The sequence below is a fragment of the Bifidobacterium sp. ESL0732 genome, assembly GCF_029395535.1.
Taxonomy (GTDB): Bacteria; Actinomycetota; Actinomycetes; order Actinomycetales; family Bifidobacteriaceae; genus Bifidobacterium.
This window is the reverse complement of sequence record NZ_CP113920.1, coordinates 1,337,897-1,357,146: the sequence shown is the minus strand read 5'-3', so window position 1 is coordinate 1,357,146 and position 19,250 is coordinate 1,337,897. Positions and strand designations below refer to the sequence as shown.

General features: G+C 55.0%; 14 protein-coding genes. All 14 read left to right on the top strand.

Translation table 11 applies throughout. The features are described 5' to 3' along the window. The first annotated feature begins 53 nt into the window (after positions 1-53). On the top strand, positions 54-1,853 hold the full coding sequence (gene aspS / locus OZX70_RS05285; protein ID WP_277179633.1) for an aspartate--tRNA ligase: 1,800 nt from the start codon (positions 54-56) through the stop codon (positions 1,851-1,853). A 231-nt stretch (positions 1,854-2,084) separates the two neighbouring features. Beyond that, complete coding sequence (locus OZX70_RS05280) at positions 2,085-2,867, top strand: amino acid ABC transporter ATP-binding protein (protein ID WP_277179632.1); 783 nt, start codon at positions 2,085-2,087, stop codon at positions 2,865-2,867. Positions 2,868-3,013: 146 nt separating this feature from the next. After that, positions 3,014-3,868 carry a glutamate ABC transporter substrate-binding protein gene (locus OZX70_RS05275; RefSeq protein ID WP_277179629.1) on the top strand — a complete coding sequence of 285 codons (855 nt, stop codon included), beginning with the start codon at positions 3,014-3,016 and terminating at the stop codon, positions 3,866-3,868. After that, on the top strand, positions 3,865-4,542 hold the full coding sequence (locus OZX70_RS05270) for an ABC transporter permease subunit (RefSeq protein ID WP_277179627.1): 678 nt from the start codon (positions 3,865-3,867) through the stop codon (positions 4,540-4,542). The genes OZX70_RS05275 and OZX70_RS05270 overlap by 4 nt, the downstream gene beginning before the upstream one ends. A gap of 4 nt (positions 4,543-4,546) precedes the next feature. Beyond that, positions 4,547-5,692 carry an amino acid ABC transporter permease gene (locus OZX70_RS05265; RefSeq protein WP_277179625.1) on the top strand — a complete coding sequence of 382 codons (1,146 nt, stop codon included), beginning with the start codon at positions 4,547-4,549 and terminating at the stop codon, positions 5,690-5,692. A gap of 158 nt (positions 5,693-5,850) precedes the next feature. Continuing rightward, complete coding sequence (locus OZX70_RS05260) at positions 5,851-8,421, top strand: DEAD/DEAH box helicase (RefSeq protein ID WP_277179623.1); 2,571 nt, start codon at positions 5,851-5,853, stop codon at positions 8,419-8,421. Between the two features lie 62 nt (positions 8,422-8,483). Continuing rightward, on the top strand, positions 8,484-9,938 hold the full coding sequence (locus tag OZX70_RS05255; protein ID WP_277179621.1) for a replication-associated recombination protein A: 1,455 nt from the start codon (positions 8,484-8,486) through the stop codon (positions 9,936-9,938). A 100-nt stretch (positions 9,939-10,038) separates the two neighbouring features. After that, positions 10,039-10,809 carry an MtrAB system response regulator MtrA gene (gene mtrA, locus OZX70_RS05250; protein WP_348519442.1) on the top strand — a complete coding sequence of 257 codons (771 nt, stop codon included), beginning with the start codon at positions 10,039-10,041 and terminating at the stop codon, positions 10,807-10,809. Then, positions 10,806-12,461, top strand: a complete 1,656-nt coding sequence (gene mtrB / locus OZX70_RS05245) for an MtrAB system histidine kinase MtrB (protein WP_277179617.1) — start codon at positions 10,806-10,808, stop codon at positions 12,459-12,461. Before mtrA ends, mtrB begins: the two co-directional genes overlap by 4 nt. A 13-nt stretch (positions 12,462-12,474) precedes the next feature. Beyond that, on the top strand, positions 12,475-14,205 hold the full coding sequence (locus OZX70_RS05240; protein ID WP_277179615.1) for an LpqB family beta-propeller domain-containing protein: 1,731 nt from the start codon (positions 12,475-12,477) through the stop codon (positions 14,203-14,205). A gap of 147 nt (positions 14,206-14,352) precedes the next feature. Beyond that, the gene (locus OZX70_RS05235; RefSeq protein WP_277179613.1) at positions 14,353-15,342 is read left to right on the top strand and encodes a substrate-binding domain-containing protein; all 990 of its coding nucleotides are present in this window, start codon (positions 14,353-14,355) and stop codon (positions 15,340-15,342) included. A gap of 120 nt (positions 15,343-15,462) precedes the next feature. Beyond that, positions 15,463-17,007, top strand: coding sequence for a sugar ABC transporter ATP-binding protein (locus OZX70_RS05230; protein ID WP_277179611.1), 1,545 nt, complete (start codon positions 15,463-15,465; stop codon positions 17,005-17,007). Next, positions 17,007-18,086 carry an ABC transporter permease gene (locus tag OZX70_RS05225; RefSeq protein ID WP_277179609.1) on the top strand — a complete coding sequence of 360 codons (1,080 nt, stop codon included), beginning with the start codon at positions 17,007-17,009 and terminating at the stop codon, positions 18,084-18,086. Before OZX70_RS05230 ends, OZX70_RS05225 begins: the two co-directional genes overlap by 1 nt. Beyond that, the gene (locus OZX70_RS05220) at positions 18,083-19,111 is read left to right on the top strand and encodes a sugar ABC transporter permease (protein WP_277179607.1); all 1,029 of its coding nucleotides are present in this window, start codon (positions 18,083-18,085) and stop codon (positions 19,109-19,111) included. Before OZX70_RS05225 ends, OZX70_RS05220 begins: the two co-directional genes overlap by 4 nt. Positions 19,112-19,250: the final 139 nt, after the last annotated feature.

The window sequence follows — 19,250 nt, the reverse complement described above, 5'->3', positions numbered from 1 at the left end:
AGCGTGGATTTTCGCGGTTTTCGAGCGGTTAGTAGATAAGGAATAGAGGGAGCATGAGCCAGACGGCTTATAGAACACACCATGCCACTGAAGTGACCGAGGAATTGATTGGTCAGAAAGTAACCCTTGCGGGCTGGGTCGACCGCAGACGTGACCACGGTGGCGTCGCCTTCATCGATTTGCGTGACAGCACTGGCTTGGTGCAGATTGTCATCTATGACGAGGAAATCGCCCGTCCGCTGCGTAGCGAATTCGTCATCCAGGTTGTAGGCGAGGTGCGAGAACGCCCTGACGGCAACGAGAACGAGCATCTTTCCACCGGCAAGGTGGAGGTGGTCGTGGAGAGCCTCAAGGTGCTGGCCAAGTCCGATGCTTTGCCATTCCAGGTTTCCACCGCCCTCGAAAATGAGGCGGAGAACAAGCTGCCCGGTGAGGACATCAGACTCAAGTACCGTTATCTCGATCTTCGTCGTCCTTCCATGCAGCGCAACCTGAAGCTTCGCAGCGACATGACCCGCGCCGCACGTCACGCCCTGGAGGACATGGACTTCACCGAGGTGGAGACCCCGACGTTCATCAAGTCCACACCTGAAGGCGCCCGCGATTTCGTGGTGCCGGCTCGCCTGGTGCCCGGTTCCTGGTACGCGCTACCGCAGTCACCGCAGCTGTTGAAACAACTGTTGATGGTGGGCGGTGTTGAACGCTACTTCCAGCTTGCCCGCTGCTATCGCGACGAGGACTTCCGCGCCGACCGTCAGCCCGAGTTCACCCAGCTCGATATGGAAATGAGCTACGTGGATCAGGAAGACGTAATGGCCATGGCCGAAAAGGTCATCGCCGCCATCTGGAAGACCCAAGGTTATGACATCAAGCTGCCGATTGACCGCATCACCTGGCAGGATGCCATGGACAAGTACGGTTCCGACAAGCCCGACCTGCGCTTCGGCAACCCGATCGTCGAGCTCACTGATTACTTCAAGAACACCCCGTTCCGCGTCTTCCAGGCGCCGTACGTCGGCGCCGTGGTCTTCCCCAACGGGGCCGACACCCCGCGTCGTCAGTTCGACGCATGGCAGGAATGGGCGCGCCAGCGTGGCGCCAAGGGTCTCGCCTATGTGCAGTTCACCGGCGACGGCACCCTCAAGGGCCCGGTGGCCAAGAATCTTTCCGACGAAGAGCGCAACGGTCTTAAAGAGGCCGTGGGTGCCAAGGACGGGGATGCGGTGTTCTTCGCCGCGGGCCCGCGAGAATCCTCTCAGCTCTTGCTCGGCGCGGCCCGCGTCGAGATCGCGCGTCGTGCAGGCTTGCTCGACCCGAAGAAATTCGCGTTCACCTGGGTGGTTGACTTCCCGCTCTTCAAGCGCGCCGACGACCCGGACGACGACGATGTGGCGGTGGGCAACTCCAAGTGGACCTCCATGCACCACCCGTTCACCATGCCGAGCGCCGATTGGATCGACAAGTTCGATAAGGATCCGGAGCACGCGATGAGTGACTCCTACGACATCGTCTGTAATGGCGAGGAGATGGGCGGCGGCTCCGTACGTATCCACCGTAACGATATCCAGGAGCGTGTGCTCGACGTGCTGGGCATCGGCGAAGAGGAAGCCCAGGAGAAGTTCGGCTTCCTGCTCGAAGCGTTCAAGTACGGCGCACCGCCCCACGCAGGCATTGCGCTGGGTTGGGACCGCACGGTCTCGATTCTCGCAGGATGCGACACCATCCGCGACGTCATCGCCTTCCCGAAGGCCGGCGGCGGACGCGATCCGCTCACCGGCGCACCGGCCCCGATTTCGGACGCCCAACGTGCCGAGACCGGCGTCGATTATGATCCGGAAGAGGACGAAAACTGATTTGATTTTGTAATATTCATTACAAATTAATAATCGTTTCAATGTGTCCAGTTCATTTTTGAGCTGGACACATTTGTATGCACAGTCAGATGGAACCAGTGATATTGACAAAAATGTCCAATATTAAACCTGTGATAATAATTGCTGACATGTCTCAATAATTTCGCTGGTAACTCTGTGGTAACACTGTGCAGATATACTGCTTTCATGTCTGAAACAAAAGAAACCACTATGAAAACGCGTGAAGACAACACGCCAGATCACGTGATGGACGAGAGCCATCCGTTGGTCGAGCTCTCCCATGTCGAGAAACATTTTGGCAAGCTCCATGTCTTGAAGGATATCAATCTCAAGGTCAACAAAGGCGAAGTGCTCGTCGTCGTTGGGCCTTCCGGTTCCGGCAAATCTACCATGTGTCGTACCATCAATCGTCTAGAGACCATCGATTCCGGCACCATTCGCATTGACGGCCAGCCGCTGCCGCAGGAAGGCAAGGACCTCGCCAACCTGCGCGCCGAAGTCGGCATGGTTTTCCAACAGTTCAATCTCTTCGCAAACAAGACGATTCTGCAGAACGTCACGCTCGCGCCGGTCAAGGTGCGTCACATGGACAAGAAGGATGCTGATGACCTTGGCATGGATCTTCTGGCTCGCGTCGGCGTTGAGAACCAGGCCAATAAGATGCCCTCGCAGCTTTCCGGCGGTCAACAGCAGCGCGTCGCCATCGCCCGCGCCCTGGCCATGCAGCCCAAGATCATGCTTTTCGACGAGCCCACCAGCGCACTCGATCCGGAAATGGTCAATGAAGTGCTTGATGTCATGATCAAGCTTGCGAGCGAAGGCATGACGATGATTTGCGTGACCCACGAAATGGGCTTCGCCCGCAAGGCGGCCGACCACATCGTATTCATGTCCGATGGCAAGATCCTTGAGAAGGGGACGCCGGACGAGTTCTTCGATCATCCCAAGACCGAGCGCGCCAAGGACTTCCTCTCGAAGATTCTCACTCACTGACTTCCTGCATGCGTGCGCGTGTATATATCGGATTTCTATATAAAATCACCGATAGATAATCATGTCTCACCTTCAACAGCAACAAATGAAGATCAATCGTTAATCCGCTAAAAAGCGAACGGGGAAGTATCGGAAAGCAAAAATCTATGAAACCATCATCCAAATATATTGCGCGCATCTGGCGAAGGGTCCTTGCGGCCTTCTGCGCTCTGGCTTGCGTGTTTACCGTGGCCGCATGCGGCTCGGGCAACGAGGCGGGCAAGATTCGCATCGGCATCAAATTCGACCAGCCCGGTGTCGGCTTCAAGAAATCCGGCACCTACGTTGGTTTCGACGTCGATGTGGCGCGTTACATTGCTCGGAAACTCGGCTATTCCGATGACGAAATCATCTGGAAGGAAGCGCCGAGCAAGCAGCGTGAGGCGATGCTGCAGAATGGTGACGTTGACATGGTCATCGCCAGCTATTCCATCACTGACGAGCGCAAGAAGGCTGTCACGTTCGCCGGCCCGTATTTCGTGGCCGGCCAGGATCTGATGGTACGCAAGGACGACCATGAGATCACGGGGCCCGACAGCCTCAACGGCAAGCGTCTTTGCTCGGTGACCGGTTCCACCTCGGCCGAAGTGGTCAAGAAGAAATTCTCGTCCGAAGTACAGCTGATGGAGCAGCCCGGTTATGCGGAATGTGCGACGGCACTGTTCAGTGGCATCGTGGACGCGGTGACCACGGATGACATCATCCTTGCCGGACTCGCTTCCAATGCACGCGGCAAACTCAGGCTCATCGGCAAGCCGTTCACTCAGGAATATTACGGTGTTGGAGTTAAAAAGGGCGATGTCAAGTTTGCCCGGAAAATCGACAAAGCCATCACACAAATGGAAAACGACGGTTCGTGGAAACGTGCCATCACCGAGAACACTCGTGGGGTCAAATACAAGCCGAATATGAAATACAATCCGCCGAAAGCGGATCTCGGCGAGACGGGAGCGGCGAAATGAATGAATTTCTTCAATTGTTCAGTCAGTACAACGTGCCGGGCGCATTTCTCGTCAATATCGAATTGACACTCTGGTCGGCGCTCTTCTCGTTGATTCTCGGCATTGTCCTGCTGATGATGCGTATCTCACCGATCTCCTCATTGAGAACGGTTGCCAGCGGCTACGTCGAGTTCTTCAAGAACATGCCGTTGACCATCATCATGGTCTTCATGGTGCTCGGAGCCTTCGCTCAGCTCAAGCTGACGTTCTCCGACACCTTCGCCGTCAACTTCTTCTGGCTGGCGGTCACAGGCCTTTCGCTCTACACCGCGGCCTTTGTCTGTGAATCCCTGCGTTCTGGCATCAACACCGTGCCGTTGGGGCAGGCCGAGGCGGCTCGTGCGCTAGGGCTCAACTTCATGCAGTCCGCCACGCAGATCATCCTGCCGCAGGCCTTTCGTGGTTCCGTGGCGCCTCTGGGCAACACGCTGATCGCGTTGCTCAAAAACTCAACGGTTGCCGCGGCCGCATCCGTGGCCACCGAAACGTCAAGCCTGATGAGTGAGATGATCGAGTTCCACGCCAACTCCATCGTCGCCATCTTCCTGATTTTCGCGTTCGGCTACGTCATCCTAATCATTCCTATCGGGGCGCTGACTACAGTGCTCTCGAACAAGCTCGCGGTACGGAGGTGAACGCATGAGCAAGAACAACAACGAATCATCCGTGCTCTTCGATGAGCCGGGGCCGAAAGGCAAACGCAATATTCGCATCGCCAACTGGATCGGCGGCATTATCGTCGCTATCCTTGTCGTCCTCATTCTCATGCGCCTGCACAACCCGCCGGACGGCGAAAACCAGCTGGACTGGGAGCTTTGGAAGCCGGCGCTTGACGGCGAAGCTTGGACGGATTTCTACCTGCCTGGGCTGTGGATGACCATCAAGGCGGCAGTGCTTGCGGTGATCGGTTCAGTGGTCTTCGGGTTGGTCTTCGGTATCGGCAGGTTGTTGCCCAGCAAGATCGTGAAGGCCGTTTCCGGTGTCATCGTGGAGTTTTGCCGCGCGGTGCCGGTGCTGATGTTCATGATCTTCTTCTGGAGGTTGTTCTCCTTCATGGGCATCCAAAGCGCCTCTTATTGGGCCGTCGTGCTTGGTCTGATTCTCTATAACGGCTCCGTTGTCGCAGAACTGGTGCGAAGCGGCGTGGGCAACCTTCCTGGCGGACAACGCGAGGCTTCGTTGGCCTTAGGGCTCACCGCCACGCAGTCGCTGATGCAGATCGAGGTGCCACAGGCCATCTATGCCATGCTTCCAGCCGCAGTCACCCAGCTGGTCGTGGTGTTGAAGGATACTGCGCTCGGCTCGATCATCATGTACACGGACCTTCTGCAAGAGTCCCGTCGTCTCGGCTCGATGTACTTCAACATCCTGCAGACATTGGTGGTCGCCGGCGTGGTCTACTTCATCGTCTGCGCGTTGCTTTCCAAGCTAGCTGAATGGCTTCCGAGCCGTATGCAGGCGCGTACCGCAGCCCCGACCGAGCCTGAGCCAGTCGCGCCGATCGCCATCATGGACGCCTCGAACGTCAACCAGATCGCCGTGGCCAAGGAACTTGGAGAGGACCGCTATGGCGGCGCTCCCAACAAATACCATGTGCATCACGCCGGTTCCAACGCCACCGCTCGTGGCTGGCGTCGTCAACGTTACGAGCAGGGTTACGATGCCACCCAGCCTGACAGCGAAAAGGATCCCGAACATCTCGAGCTCCCTGAGATTCCGCTTCCGGTCGTGCACCCGCATCGCAACACACGTCCGCGCGATGAGGATCAAGACAAGCGGTCTTGACAGAAAAGAGAGCCAGAACGGCGGTCATCGGATTACTCCGGTGACCGCCGACTTTTGTCTTTTGGATTGCCGTTGACGATGAAGATGATATCCCATGTTCGACAATAGTGATGAACGGGGGCTGCCGGCCGTAGTTAGTGGCCTATAGACTTGGGGTTATGACACAGAGTTTAGGGGAATTGGCACCTAGTTGGGATGGCAGCGGGGAAGAGCGACGCAATATCGACGCTGACGAAATTTATGACAGGTTCTTTGAGTGGGTGAAAGATGTCAAAGGCATCGATCCGTGGCCGCACCAGGAAGAGGCGGTCATGGACCTTTTGGCCGGAGATCATGTCATTCTAAGCACACCTACCGGTTCCGGCAAGTCGTTGGTGGCTCTGGGCATGCATTTTGCGGCATTGTGCACGGGACGGCGTTCCTACTACACCGCACCCATCAAAGCGTTGGTCTCCGAGAAGTTCTTCGATCTGGTCGAGGCATTCGGACGCGACAATGTTGGCATGATTACGGGCGATACCAGCATCAATTCGGATGCGCCGATCATCTGTTGTACCGCCGAAATCCTTGCCAACCAGGCATTGCGCGAGGGTGTGAACGCCGACATCGGTTGCGTAGCCATGGACGAATTCCATTACTATGGAGATGCCGACCGCGGCTGGGCCTGGCAAGTGCCGCTGCTGACGTTGCCTAAGACCCAGTTCCTCCTGATGAGCGCGACGCTCGGCAATGTCACTGCCATCGCCGACAAACTTGAGGACATGACCCGCAGGGATGTGGACGTCATTGACGACGCACCGAGGCCGGTACCTTTAAGTTACGAATACACCGACAAACAGCTTGCCGGTACCGTCGAATTGCTTTTCAACCGCAGCGATACCCCCATTTATGTCGTTCATTTTTCGCAGGATGCGGCGCTCGAAACCGCGCAGGCGCTCGCCAGCACAGGTGTGTCAAGCAAAGAACAGCGCAAAGCCATCACCGAAGCCATCAAAGGTACACGCTTCACCACGGCGTTCGGCAAGATTCTGCAACGGCTGTTGCGCACCGGCGTTGGCATCCACCACGCGGGCATGCTGCCGCGCTATCGTCGTTTGGTTGAGCAACTCGCCCAGCAAGGTCTGCTGCCGGTCATCTGCGGCACCGATACGCTCGGCGTCGGCATCAACGTGCCCATTCATTCCGTCGTCTTGACCCAGCTCACCAAATTCGACGGGTTCAAGATGCGCAGGTTGCGTGCCCGTGAGTTCCATCAGATTGCCGGGCGTGCCGGACGTATGGGTTTTGACACCGAAGGGCTAGTGGTGGCCGAAGCTCCCGAGTTCGAGATTGAGAATGCACGGGCCATCGCCAAGGCCAACGGTGACCCGAAGAAGCTCAAGAAGATTAAGCGTAAGAAGCCGCAGGAAGGCTTCGTCACTTGGAATGAGGGCACTTTTGACAAGCTCATCGAAGCTGCGCCCGAAACGCTCGTGCCGCATATGAAGATCAGTCATTCCATGGTTCTCAACGAGGTGGCGCAGGGTGGCGACGCACGGGCCCGGATCGACAAGCTCATCGACGATTCCTCTCAGACTGACGAGCAGAAGGTGCATCTGCATGAGCGTGCCGACGAGATCTTCCAGACCATGTTCGACTCGTCCTTCATTGAGACGGAAGACAATGGCCGTGGCGGCAAGGATTATTTCCTGGCCGTTGATGTGCCAGACAATTTCGCACTCGACCAGCCGCTTTCGCCGTTCCTTTTGGCGGCGTTGGAACTGCTTGACCCACAATCCGACACCTATGCGCTCGACGTCATTTCGATGGTTGAGGCGACGCTCGAAGATCCCAAGCAGGTGCTCAAGGCGCAGCAGCGGCAGGCCAGAGACAAGGCGATGGCCGAGATGAAGGCCGATGGGCTCGACTATGACGAGCGCATCGACAAGTTGCAGGAGGTCACTTGGCCAAAGCCGCTTGAGGAAATGCTCGATGCCGCTTTTGATGAATATCGTCACGACGTGCCATGGGCCAATGATTACGAGTTGAGCCCTAAATCCGTGGTGCGCGACATGGTGGAGACGGCCAGCGATTTCACCGGCTATATCGCCCGTTACAACATCGCACGGAGTGAAGGAACACTGCTGCGCTACCTTTCCGACGCCTATCGTTCGCTGGCACGTACCGTTCCGAAAGAGAAACGCAACGACGAGCTGGAAGATATCATCTCATGGCTGCGCGTGGTCGTACGCTCCGTCGATTCCAGCCTTGTCGACGAATGGGAGAATGCGGGAAGCGATTCGGCCGCTGATGCCGAAAGCGCAGCGCTGACTGCGGCAGCACCGGGTGAGAAAGCCGCCGTGGTGGAGGATAGGCGAGGGCTTATTGTGCTTATCCGCAACGCGATGTTCCGTCGTATCCAGCTCATGGATCAGGATAGGCCCGAGGAGCTAGGCGCGCTCGACAAAGACTGGGGTTATGGTGTGCACGAGTGGGAGAACGCACTGGATGACTATTATGACGAGCATGAATACGTTGGCATCGACCAGAAGGCGCGCAGCGGCGATCTTTTCATTCTGGATGATCGTAACGAGGCCAAGGAGCACACGTGGAAGGTGCGGCAGATCATCGACGATTCCGACGGCGACCACGACTGGGCCATCACCGGTACGGTCGACCTCGATGCCACGCAGGAAAGTGGCGAGGTGGTCTTTGTGGATTATCGTGTCAGTGACGACGGGCTCGACTGATAGGACGTTTGATTCACAATAGTATACGAACAAATGTTCGAATGATGGGATAAGGTAAGGGTATGACTGAAGATTTGTTCAGCGCCGCTGATGTGCCTGAAGACGTGACCCGTCCGCTGGCCGTGCGGATGCGGCCGACGACGCTTGATGAGGTTGTGGGCCAGCAGCAGGTGTTGGGCGAGGGGTCGCCGTTGCGTCGGCTTGCCAGCCCGGCGTCAAAAGGGTCGCTGACCGCTCCGAGCTCAATCATCCTGTTCGGGCCTCCCGGAGTCGGTAAGACCACGTTGGCCTATATCGTGGCTCAGCAATCCGGACGTGATTTCGAGGAGCTTTCCGCTGTTACTTCGGGCGTCAAGGATGTGCGTGCTGTGCTGGAGCGTGCCCACGAACGCTTGGTGACGCAGGGGCGCGAGACGGTGCTGTTCATTGATGAGGTGCACCGGTTTTCCAAATCCCAACAGGATGCACTGCTTCCCAGCGTCGAGAACCGCGACGTCACCTTTATCGGGGCGACCACGGAAAACCCCAGTTTTTCCATCAACAAACCGTTGCTGAGCCGATCAGTCGTCGTCAAGCTCGAATCGCTGGAACCTGACGATCTGAAAACGTTGATCAGCCGCGCATTGGAAAGCGAACACGGGCTCAAAGGAGAAGTCAAAGCCAGTGACGAGGCCGTGGGCGAGATCATCCGTATGGCCGGGGGAGACGGTCGCAAGACACTGACCATTCTCGAAGCTGCAGCGGGTGCGGTCACGGGAGACAAGGGACGCAAGAAAGGCGCTCGCAAGCCAATTATTACCCCCGATATTGTCTCTAAAGTCATGGATTCCGCCACTGTTCGCTACGACAAGGATGGCGATGACCACTATGATGTCGCTTCCGCATTCATCAAATCGATGCGGGGCAGCGACCCGGACGCGGCACTGCATTATCTTGCAAGGATGCTGCGTGCGGGGGAGGACCCACGCTTCATTGCCCGTCGCATCATGATTGCCTCCGCCGAAGAGGTCGGCATGGCGGCCCCGCAGATTCTGGAGCTCACCGTCGCCGCGGCGCAGGCTGTCGCCATGGTCGGCATGCCTGAAGCGCGAATCATCCTCTCCGAGGCTGTCATCGCCGTGGCCACCGCCCCCAAGTCCAACGCCAGCTACAATGCCATCAATCAGGCGCTCGCCGACGTCGACGCGGGCATGATCGGCCAGGTGCCGCTCTGGCTGCGCAACGCTCCGACCAAGCTCATGAAGGATTGGGGCAACAAAGACGGCTATATTTACGCCCACGATGCTCCCGGAGCTGTTGCCACACAACAGTACATGCCTGACGAATTGTTGGGTCACGAATACTATCATCCCAATCATCGCGGTTACGAGCGTGAGGTCGGACCGAGACTGGAGAAGATACGGGCGATTCTTCATGGTGGAGATCCGCAAGACAATGGGAAAGGGCAGCCGGATCAAAAGCGAGAAAATGAAGGTAACAGCGCTGTGGACGATACAGGAGAACAACCGCTACAATAGATATTGCAGTAGATGTCATTCGTTCTATTTTTGACAACGAAGTTGAGCTGGGAAGAATGGACGGGAAGTTGTTGATACTATGAATGCCGAAACGCAAAGAATGAAAAAAATTTTTATTGTGGATGATGATAAAGCTCTGTCGGAAATGCTGTCAATCGTTTTACAGGATAAAGGCTTCGATACCGTGGTTTGCGAGGATGGTCTGCGTGCCGTCGACATGTTTCCGCTCATCAAACCTGACCTTATTCTGTTGGATGTCATGCTGCCGGGGATGAATGGCATCGAAGTCGCGAGAACGCTGGGGTCTCATTCCCGAGTGCCCATTATTATGCTGACAGCAAAAACAGACACACTGGATGTCGTAAATGGTCTTGAAGCAGGAGCCGACGATTATGTCACCAAGCCTTTCAATACCGATGAATTGCTGGCACGTATCAATGCCAGGCTCCGGGGCCTAGATATGCAGAGTCTTTCGCATGGCAGGGGCTCAAAAGGCATGGATGTTTCACCGTCACGATTGAGCTGCGGTTCCATTGTGATTGACAGAGCCAAACATACCGCCACGAAAAACGGTATCGATTTGGGGCTTACGCCAGTGGAATTCGATCTTTGCTTTGTTTTGGCTGCCAATGAGGGCAAAGCCGTCAAACGCGAGGAGTTGCTGAAGATGGTCTGGGGCTATGAGAATTCCGGAGATACCAGATTGGTCAACGTGCATATCCAACGTCTGAGGGCCAAGGTCGAATCTGATGTCGAACAGCCGCATATCATTCAGACAGTTCGCGGCATCGGCTACCGTTTCGTTTCCGACAATGGGCCGGACACCGCGCAGCCCCAGGAAAGCGGTATCAGCAATGGATTGGCATCGTGAAAGCGGTATCGTCGAACGCGACCGGCCATGGTTTCAAGCATTGGTGGGATGTCATTCGTTTCAAGGCATTGCATTCCTTGCAAACGCATACCGTAATTCTTGTTGTAGCGGTCACGCTTGTTGTCGCCGCCGTTTTCTCGATGGTTTCGCTGTACTCGGTGCGTTCCTCGCTCTTCGAACAGGTAAAATCGAATTCGCTCAACGATTTTTCCAATGAGGTCACCCACGTCCGTGGGGCGCTCAATGCCGCGGATATATCCGATGAAGCACAATACCAGCAGCTAGTCAACGAGACTGCATCCTCGATTCAGAACAACAGCACGACGAATCTTCTCGGCGTCTATATTTTCAGACAGACGGTTTCCGGCGATGAAATCACGCCCGTTTCCACAGAGCCGACATACGGTTCCCTGATCAGTAGCGATATACGGGAATCGGTGCTCAATGATGAGGGCGATAACGTTTTCTATAAACCTGTTCGTATTACTGAGGTTGGGGGAAATCGTGAGCCAGGAGCCGTACTGGGCACTAGGCTGCAATTTGGAGCCATGGGCGACCTTGAACTGTTTTCCTTGTACACCTACGGCAATGAGGAAAAATCATTGACCCAGATTCAGAGGAGCCTGCTCGGAATCTGCCTGACATTAAGTGTCTTTCTCGGTGTTTTGGTCTTGCTGGTGCTGCGTCGTATCATCCTTCCGATTACTCATGTCGCCGATGCTGCAGAGACAATGGCAGCAGGTGACCTCGGCGTGCGTGTGCATGTCGACAGAAAAGACGAGATAGGCACGTTACAGCGTTCATTCAACGAATTGGCGGGGTCGTTGAGTCAGAAAATCGATGAATTGGAACAGGCGGAGCTTGCCCAGAAACGCTTCGTTTCGGATGTCAGTCACGAGCTGCGTACACCAGTCACCACCATGCGTATGGCTTCCGATCTGCTGGTGGCAAGGAAAGGGAGCTTCGAGCCTTCCACAAAACGCACCGTGGAATTGCTGTCCGGACAGATAGAGCGTTTCAGAAAGATGCTCAACGATTTGCTGGTCATCTCCCGATATGACGCCGGTGGATCCGCTCTCGATCTGGTCGAAAGCGATATTCGCGAAACCATCAGGTCGGTAGTGGAACAGGTCCGCCCGATCGCAGATGTCAATGCCACCGAGCTTAACGTGAAACTTCCAAGCAGCTTATGTCTGGTAAAAATGGATGTTCGACGCGTGACACGTATCTTAAGGAACCTCTTGCTTGATTCCATTGATTTTTCGCTTGGGAAGCCCGTGGATATACGTCTGGCCTTAAATGATACGGCTGTGGTCGTCAGTATCCGGGACCACGGAACCGGCATGGAAAAAAGTCAACTGGTCCATATCTTCGAGCGTTTTTGGAGAGGCGATCCCTCGCGTTCCCGTACTACTGGCGGGTCCGGCCTGGGTTTGTCGATCGCATTGGCGGATACGAAGGCGCATCATGGCGATATTCACGTCCGTTCCTGCCTCGGCGAGGGAACGTGGTTTTTGGTCATATTGCCTCTCAACCCCGACCAGCCTGCGTTGAAAGAAGAAGAGCTTCCTCTTGATTTCTGCGGCGAACCAGACAGTTTTGCCACCCTCGGCGATTTCGGTATAACATCCACTCGGCAAATAGAAGCGTAGAAGGGGAATCGTCATGTTTGTAAAGCACGTCAAGAGATTCTTCATCATGATGCTGGCCATTGGATTTTCGGTTTTGGGTTCTTCCTGCTCGAATCCTTTGGGATTCCCCGACCAGGGGGCGGTACAGCGTCTCCCTGCCATCGAACAGCGTTCGAAAAGGGTATTCACCGATCCCCATGGTCCCAAAGCCGGCGACCAGCCCGAAGGCATTCTCAGAGGATTCTTCGACGCCATGCCCGCCGGAATCCAGAGTGACGGTTTCCATGTAGCACGTGATTTTCTGACACGCAAGGCGGCATCGACTTGGAACGGTGAGGCGTTGTCATTGGTTATCCAGGGAGAACCGACGTTCATCAAGAAAACCAGCGATATGAAATTCTCGGATGGAGGGCAGGAAGAATGCGATATCAAAGTTCAAATTCACGTCAAGGGAGAAGTTGACAACAGAGGTCAGTACAGTTCGGTGTCGAACGGTTCGATTCAGTCATTGGATTTCTTGCTTATCAACGAAAAGGGGCAATGGCGGATTGAACATGCCCCGGACGTCGTAGTGGTTTCCGATTCTGATTTCGATCAGGTGTTCCGACAGGTGACCTTGTATCGTGCGGATTCGTTCTCCCATATCCTTATCCCTGATGTTCGCTGGTTCGCTTGGAGGGATTGGCGGTCTCTTGCGGTCAAGGAGCTACTGGTCGGTAAGGTGGATTGGTTGGGTGACTCGCTCGCCAATCTCAATGAACGTGAGTTGAAACTTGAGGTCAATGCAGTCTTCGAAGAGAACGACAAGACACATATTGTGTTGAACGACGCTTTTTCCCAGCTTACCCATGAAAACAGGGCCATGCTGGTTCACGAAATGCGTATGACACTTGGAGATGGCGATACCAATTACGATATGGTCGTCACCGCCGCTTCCCAGCAGGATTATTCTCGTGAAGATGCCGATCTCTCAGTCCAGAATACATACGCATCTTCGCCCATGTATTCTTTGAGCGCAGGCAACATTGTCTCCCTGAATTCTTCGGCGCCTTTGCGTGTGGGGCGAGTGGAAGGGTCCGAGGACGCGCGCGGTTTTGTTTTCGGGGCTCTCGGGGGCGCGGTATTGAATTCTGATTCGCGTGTCACTTGCCTCAAATCAAATGGGGCTTCATGCGGTGCGATGTTCGATGGGAACCTGATAGAGACCATTGCCGGCGGAATAAAAAACGAAATCTGGGCCTTGGGGGTTGACGGCAGAAGTGTGTTGATGCAAGAAGGCAATGGTTCGGTTCAACGTTTCACTCTTCCGTGGCTTGGTGACGCAACGATTTCAGCAATAGCGGTTTCCCCTGATGGGTCTAGGCTTGCAATATCCGTTCAATCCGGCCCCATGGCGGGTGTGGTCATGAGTGGTATTGCCCGTAACCAGGCACAGGTCCCGGTGCATCTGAGTGACAATGTCGCCCATATTTCGTCGCGCAGCAGAATTTCGATGTTGACGTTCTACAACGACACGACGTTGATTTATGTGATCGGGGGTTCATCTCAGGAAGATGCACAGGGGTTTCAGCAGATAGGGCCTGGCCCTGAGCATGCCCAGCGTCTTCCGCGTGCGCAGATCAAGTCGATTGCCAGCGGACAGATTTCCAATGGGTTGCGTCTGGTGGCGCTTGATACGCAAGGTGTGGTCCATTCTATTTCCGGGGCTTTGGATGGTTCCTGGGTCATCGCCGATACCCAGGTCACCGTAATATCGCAGCGCTGATTCTTGATTGAATTTTTTTTCATTTCAGAAAGTTATCGAATTGTTATCTTTTTTCGACGCATTGTGAGCGCAAACAATTCATAATGAGAATGTAGTCAAAAAGCATAAAGGTGTTTAAAGCCTTTACTTACTCGAAGAGGAGCTGATATGAAAAATATATGGAAAAAGAGCCTGGCCCTACTGACCGCAACGGCGGCACTGGTCGGCATGGCTGCTTGCGGTTCGTCGAACAATAGCTCGAGCGAATCCAAGAGCGGCAAGAAGACGGTAGGATTTGTGGCTGTCGGCCCGGAAGGCGGCTTCCGTACAGCAAATGAGGAAGACGTCAAGAAGGCGTTCAAGTCGGCTGGATTCGATTTGATTTATTCCCCGACCCAGAACAACGATCAGCAGAAGCAGATTCAGGCGTTCAGCAAGTTCGTCAACGACGGTGTGGATGCCATCGTGCTTTCCGCTACCGAGGACTCCGGCTGGGATGATTCGCTAAAGAAGGCTGCTGAGGCTGAGATTCCGGTCTTCACGGTTGATCGTGATATTGACGTCAAGGATGCCAAGGCCAAGAACGCTGTTGTCTCCCACATTGGTCCGTCCAACGAATGGGCTGGTCAGCAGGCTGCCGAGTTCATGAACAAGGCATTCCCCGATGGAGCCAATGGCTTCATTCTGCAAGGACCTGCAGGCCTCTCCGTGGTCAAGGATCGTGAGACCGGCTGGAGCGCCAAGGCCAACAAGAACATCAACGTGCTCGAGAAGCAGTCCGCAAACTGGTCCACTGATGAAGGCAAGACCGTGACCGCTGGTCTGCTTGACAAGTACAAGGACAAGAATCCGCAGTTCATCTTCGCTGAGAATGACGAGATGGGCCTCGGTGCCGCACAGGCCGTTGACGCTGCAGGGCTCAAGGGCAAGGTCAAGATCGTGACCATCGATGGCACAAAGCCCGGTCTGCAGGCCGTTGTTGCCGGTGACCTCGCCGAGGATATCGAGTACAACCCGATCTTCGGCAAGGAAACTGCCAACGCTGTCAAGGACAAGCTGGCCGGCAAGAAGGTCGAAAAGAACATCGTCATCGATTCGAAGGTGTTCGATCCTGCTGCCGCCAAGCAAGCGCTTGATGCAGGAACTCGTACGTACTGATCGGTTCGTTGAACCGAAATGAAACGGGTGTGGGCGATGTGCCGATGGACGTTTAATCGCCACATCGCCCACACCCGTTTTCTATGTGAATGAAGTTTTAACTTTTTGTAAGGCAAAAACATGACAGACAAAAAACCCATAGTCGTGATGAAAGGCATCACGATTGAATTTCCGGGTGTGAAGGCGCTGGACAATGTTGACCTTAGTCTCTATCCCGGTGAAGTTCACGCTCTGATGGGCGAGAACGGCGCCGGCAAATCGACCATGATCAAGGCGCTTACGGGCGTCTATAAGATCAATGGCGGTTCCATTACGGTAGAGGGCAAGCCACAATTGTTCAAGGGAACGCTCGACGCACAGAACGCCGGAATCGCAACCGTTTACCAGGAGGTGAACCTCTGCACCAATTTGAGCATCGGTGAAAACGTGATGTTGGGTCATGAAGTCCGCGACAAGGTCGGCATGATCAATTGGAAGAAAACGCACGCCAAGGCCGCTGGATACCTAGCCGAGATGGGATTGAGCCATCTTGATACTCACTCGCCGCTAAGCTCGCTTTCCATCGCCATGCAGCAGCTCGTCGCCATCGCCCGCTCGATGGTCATTGATGCCAAGGTGCTGATTCTCGACGAACCGACCTCGTCTCTGGACGCCAACGAAGTCCGGGACCTCTTTGCCATCATTCGAAAGGTCCGTGATTCTGGAGTCGCCATACTCTTCGTTTCCCACTTCCTTGATCAGGTCTATGAGATCAGTGACAAGATGACGGTGCTGCGTAACGGCCAGTTCATCAAAGAGGTCGTCACCAAGGACACGCCTCGTGACGAGCTTATCGGCATGATGATTGGCAAAAGCGCTGAAGAACTCAGCCAGATCGGCACCAAAAAGACGCGTCGTCAGCCGGTGGCTGGCGAACAGCCCATCGTTTCTGTGCACGACTTCGGCAAGAAGGGATCCGTCCATCCCGTGGATATGGATATCTTCAAGGGACAGATTGTCGGCTTCGCGGGGCTCTTGGGCTCCGGACGTACCGAATTGGCGCGTCTGCTCTTCGGAGCGGACAAGGCCGATTCCGGTGAGTTCAAGCTCAACGGTCAGAAACTCACTGTCTCCGACCCGGCGACGGCCCTACGCAACAAGATTGCCTACTCCACAGAGAACCGTCGTGATGAGGGCATCATCGGCGACCTGACGGTCAGGGAAAACATCCTGATCGCTCTCCAAGCCACCCGCGGTATGTTCAAGCCCATCCCCAAGAAGGAAGCGGATGAGGTCGTCAACAAGTACATCAAAGAACTCAACGTCCGTCCTGCCGACCCGAACAGGATGATCAAGAACCTCTCCGGCGGCAACCAGCAGAAAGTGCTGATCGCCCGCTGGCTGGCGACCAATCCTACGTTGCTGATTCTTGATGAGCCTACACGAGGTATCGATATCGGCGCAAAGGCTGAGATTCAGCAGGTCGTCATCGACCTGGCCGCCCAAGGCATCGGTGTCGTCTTTATTTCTTCCGAACTTGATGAAGTGGTGCGTCTTTCCGACGATATCGAAGTCCTTAAGGACCGTTACAAGATCGCTGAAATAGAAAACGACGACAATGTCTCCCAGGAGACCATTGTTCAAACCATTGCGAATACCAACATCAATACTGGAAGGGGGGAGTGATGGCTCAGGAAAAAAGCGTCAATAACGATGACAAGACTTCTGTTGTAAAGAAGCTTATGTCTTCGAACCTTACCTGGTCGGTGGTCGCATTCATTGTACTCATCATCATCTGCACGATATTTGATCATGGGTTCCTGTCACTGAAATGGAACACCAATACTGGAGGTCTTGCAGGCCCGTTGATCACCATGATTCAGGAATCCGCGCGATATCTGATGATTGCAGCCGGCATGACCTTGGTCATCTCCACGGCTGGCATCGACCTTTCCGTGGGTTCGACCATGGCTGTGGCAGGCGCCGTCGCCATGCAGATGCTGATTGGCGGTGCGAACGTCTGGGTTGCCATTCTGTGCGCTCTGCTTGTCGGTCTGCTGATCGGCTGCATCAACGGTGCGCTTATTTCGATTCTCGGTCTGCAGCCGTTCATCACCACACTGATCATGATGCTTGCAGGACGAGGTCTGGCGAAGGTCATCACCTCCGGCCAGAACGCTGATGCGAGCTCGATTCCCGGCATCGCTCCGTTGCGTTGGATCGCCAATGGCTTCATCTTCGGCATTCCGGCCAATTTCATCATTGCGGTCATCATCGTTCTGATTGTTGGTCTCCTCGCTCGTAAGACGGCCATGGGCATGATGATCGAGTCCGTGGGTATCAACCCCGAAGCCAGCCGTATGACCGGCATCAAGCCACGCAAGATCCTCTTCATGGTCTATGCGATTTCCGGTCTGCTCGCTGCAGTTGCTGGCCTGTTCGCCACGGCGTCCGTGATGCGTGTCGATGTGGTCAAGACCGGTCAGGATCTTGAAATGTACGCGATTCTGGCAGTCGTCATCGGCGGCACCTCGCTGCTCGGCGGCAAGTTCTCGTTGCTTGGCTCCGCGTTCGGTGCAATTATCATCGCCATGATTCGCAAGACCATCATCACTTTGGGCATCGATGCGGCGGCTACGCCTGCGTTCTTCGCGGTTGTGGTTATTCTCGTATGCGTCATGCAGGCTCCAAAGGTCCATAACCTCAGTGCCGAAATAAAACGTAAGAGGGCATTGAAGGCACAGTCAAAGGAGGTGGCGGCATGAGCAACGCAACGGCAAATGCTGTAGCTGGTAAGAAGAGCGTGAAAAAATCACGACATCTCGATCCTCAGATGATTCCGACCATCGCCGCTGTGGTGATTTTCATTCTGATGCTGATTATGGGCCAAGTTCTCTTTGGCACCTACATCAGGCTCGGATTCATCTCCTCCCTGTTCATCGATCACTCCTACCTCATCATTCTGGCGGTGGCCATGACCCTGCCGGTACTGACAGGTGGCATCGATTTGAGCGTCGGCGCAATCGTCTCCATCACCTCCGTTGTAGGTGTGAAGATGACTATAGCCGGTGTCCCTGCGCCGCTGGCCATGGTGGTCATGATTGTCATCGGCATGGCCTTCGGTCTTTTGGCCGGAACATTGATCGAAGAGTTCAATATGCAGCCCTTCATCGCGACGTTGTCGACGATGTTCCTGGCCCGTGGCATCTCTTCGATTATCTCGACTGATTCGCTGACGCTTCCGGCGAACAACAACTTTGATTGGATTTCCAACCCGATCAAAATCATTGACAACCCCAAGATCGCGAATGATTTGACCTTCAACATGGGCGTGGTCATCGCCGCTGTGGTTGTGGTGTTTGGTTATATTCTGCTGCACAAGACTCGTACGGGCCGTACAATCTACGCCATCGGCGGTTCTCGTCCATCGGCGGAGCTCATGGGCCTTCCTGTCAAGCGCACGCAGTTCATCATCTACTTCACCTCAGCGACCCTGGCGTCCATTGCCTCCATCGTTTACACGGCGAACATCGGATCGGCCAAGAACACGACCGGCGTGGGCTGGGAACTCGATGCTGTGGCTTCGGTCGTTATCGGCGGCACCATCGTCACCGGCGGCTTCGGCTACGTGCTCGGTTCCGTCATCGGCGCTCTGGTGCGTTCCACCATCGACCCGCTCACCAGCGACTTCGGTGTACCGGCTGAGTGGACCACCATCGTGGTCGGCCTCATGATTCTTGTCTTCGTGGTGCTCCAGCATGTCGTCACCGCGTTCAACAAGAAAGAATGACAAAAGATGAAATCGGAATGATGGTTTTTCGATAAAACGCAAAATGGCAAGACCAGCCTCATGACTGGTACTTGCCATTTTGCGTCTACTAACAGGGCTACCGACCTATGTTCGTTTGTCAAAATAGTCAGTATCTTCA

What these genes read in the sequence shown, in the direction of transcription:
- OZX70_RS05230 (WP_277179611.1), top strand. Translation starts at nt 15,463, where the DNA reads ATGACAGACAAAAAACCCATAGTCGTGATGAAAGGCATCACGATTGAA.
- OZX70_RS05235 (WP_277179613.1), top strand. Translation starts at nt 14,353, where the DNA reads ATGAAAAATATATGGAAAAAGAGCCTGGCCCTACTGACCGCAACGGCG.
- OZX70_RS05225 (WP_277179609.1), top strand. Translation starts at nt 17,007, where the DNA reads ATGGCTCAGGAAAAAAGCGTCAATAACGATGACAAGACTTCTGTTGTA.
- OZX70_RS05265 (WP_277179625.1), top strand. Translation starts at nt 4,547, where the DNA reads ATGAGCAAGAACAACAACGAATCATCCGTGCTCTTCGATGAGCCGGGG.
- OZX70_RS05270 (WP_277179627.1), top strand. Translation starts at nt 3,865, where the DNA reads ATGAATGAATTTCTTCAATTGTTCAGTCAGTACAACGTGCCGGGCGCA.
- OZX70_RS05260 (WP_277179623.1), top strand. Translation starts at nt 5,851, where the DNA reads ATGACACAGAGTTTAGGGGAATTGGCACCTAGTTGGGATGGCAGCGGG.
- aspS (WP_277179633.1), top strand. Translation starts at nt 54, where the DNA reads ATGAGCCAGACGGCTTATAGAACACACCATGCCACTGAAGTGACCGAG.
- OZX70_RS05220 (WP_277179607.1), top strand. Translation starts at nt 18,083, where the DNA reads ATGAGCAACGCAACGGCAAATGCTGTAGCTGGTAAGAAGAGCGTGAAA.
- OZX70_RS05240 (WP_277179615.1), top strand. Translation starts at nt 12,475, where the DNA reads ATGTTTGTAAAGCACGTCAAGAGATTCTTCATCATGATGCTGGCCATT.
- OZX70_RS05275 (WP_277179629.1), top strand. Translation starts at nt 3,014, where the DNA reads ATGAAACCATCATCCAAATATATTGCGCGCATCTGGCGAAGGGTCCTT.
- OZX70_RS05255 (WP_277179621.1), top strand. Translation starts at nt 8,484, where the DNA reads ATGACTGAAGATTTGTTCAGCGCCGCTGATGTGCCTGAAGACGTGACC.
- mtrA (WP_348519442.1), top strand. Translation starts at nt 10,039, where the DNA reads ATGAAAAAAATTTTTATTGTGGATGATGATAAAGCTCTGTCGGAAATG.
- OZX70_RS05280 (WP_277179632.1), top strand. Translation starts at nt 2,085, where the DNA reads ATGAAAACGCGTGAAGACAACACGCCAGATCACGTGATGGACGAGAGC.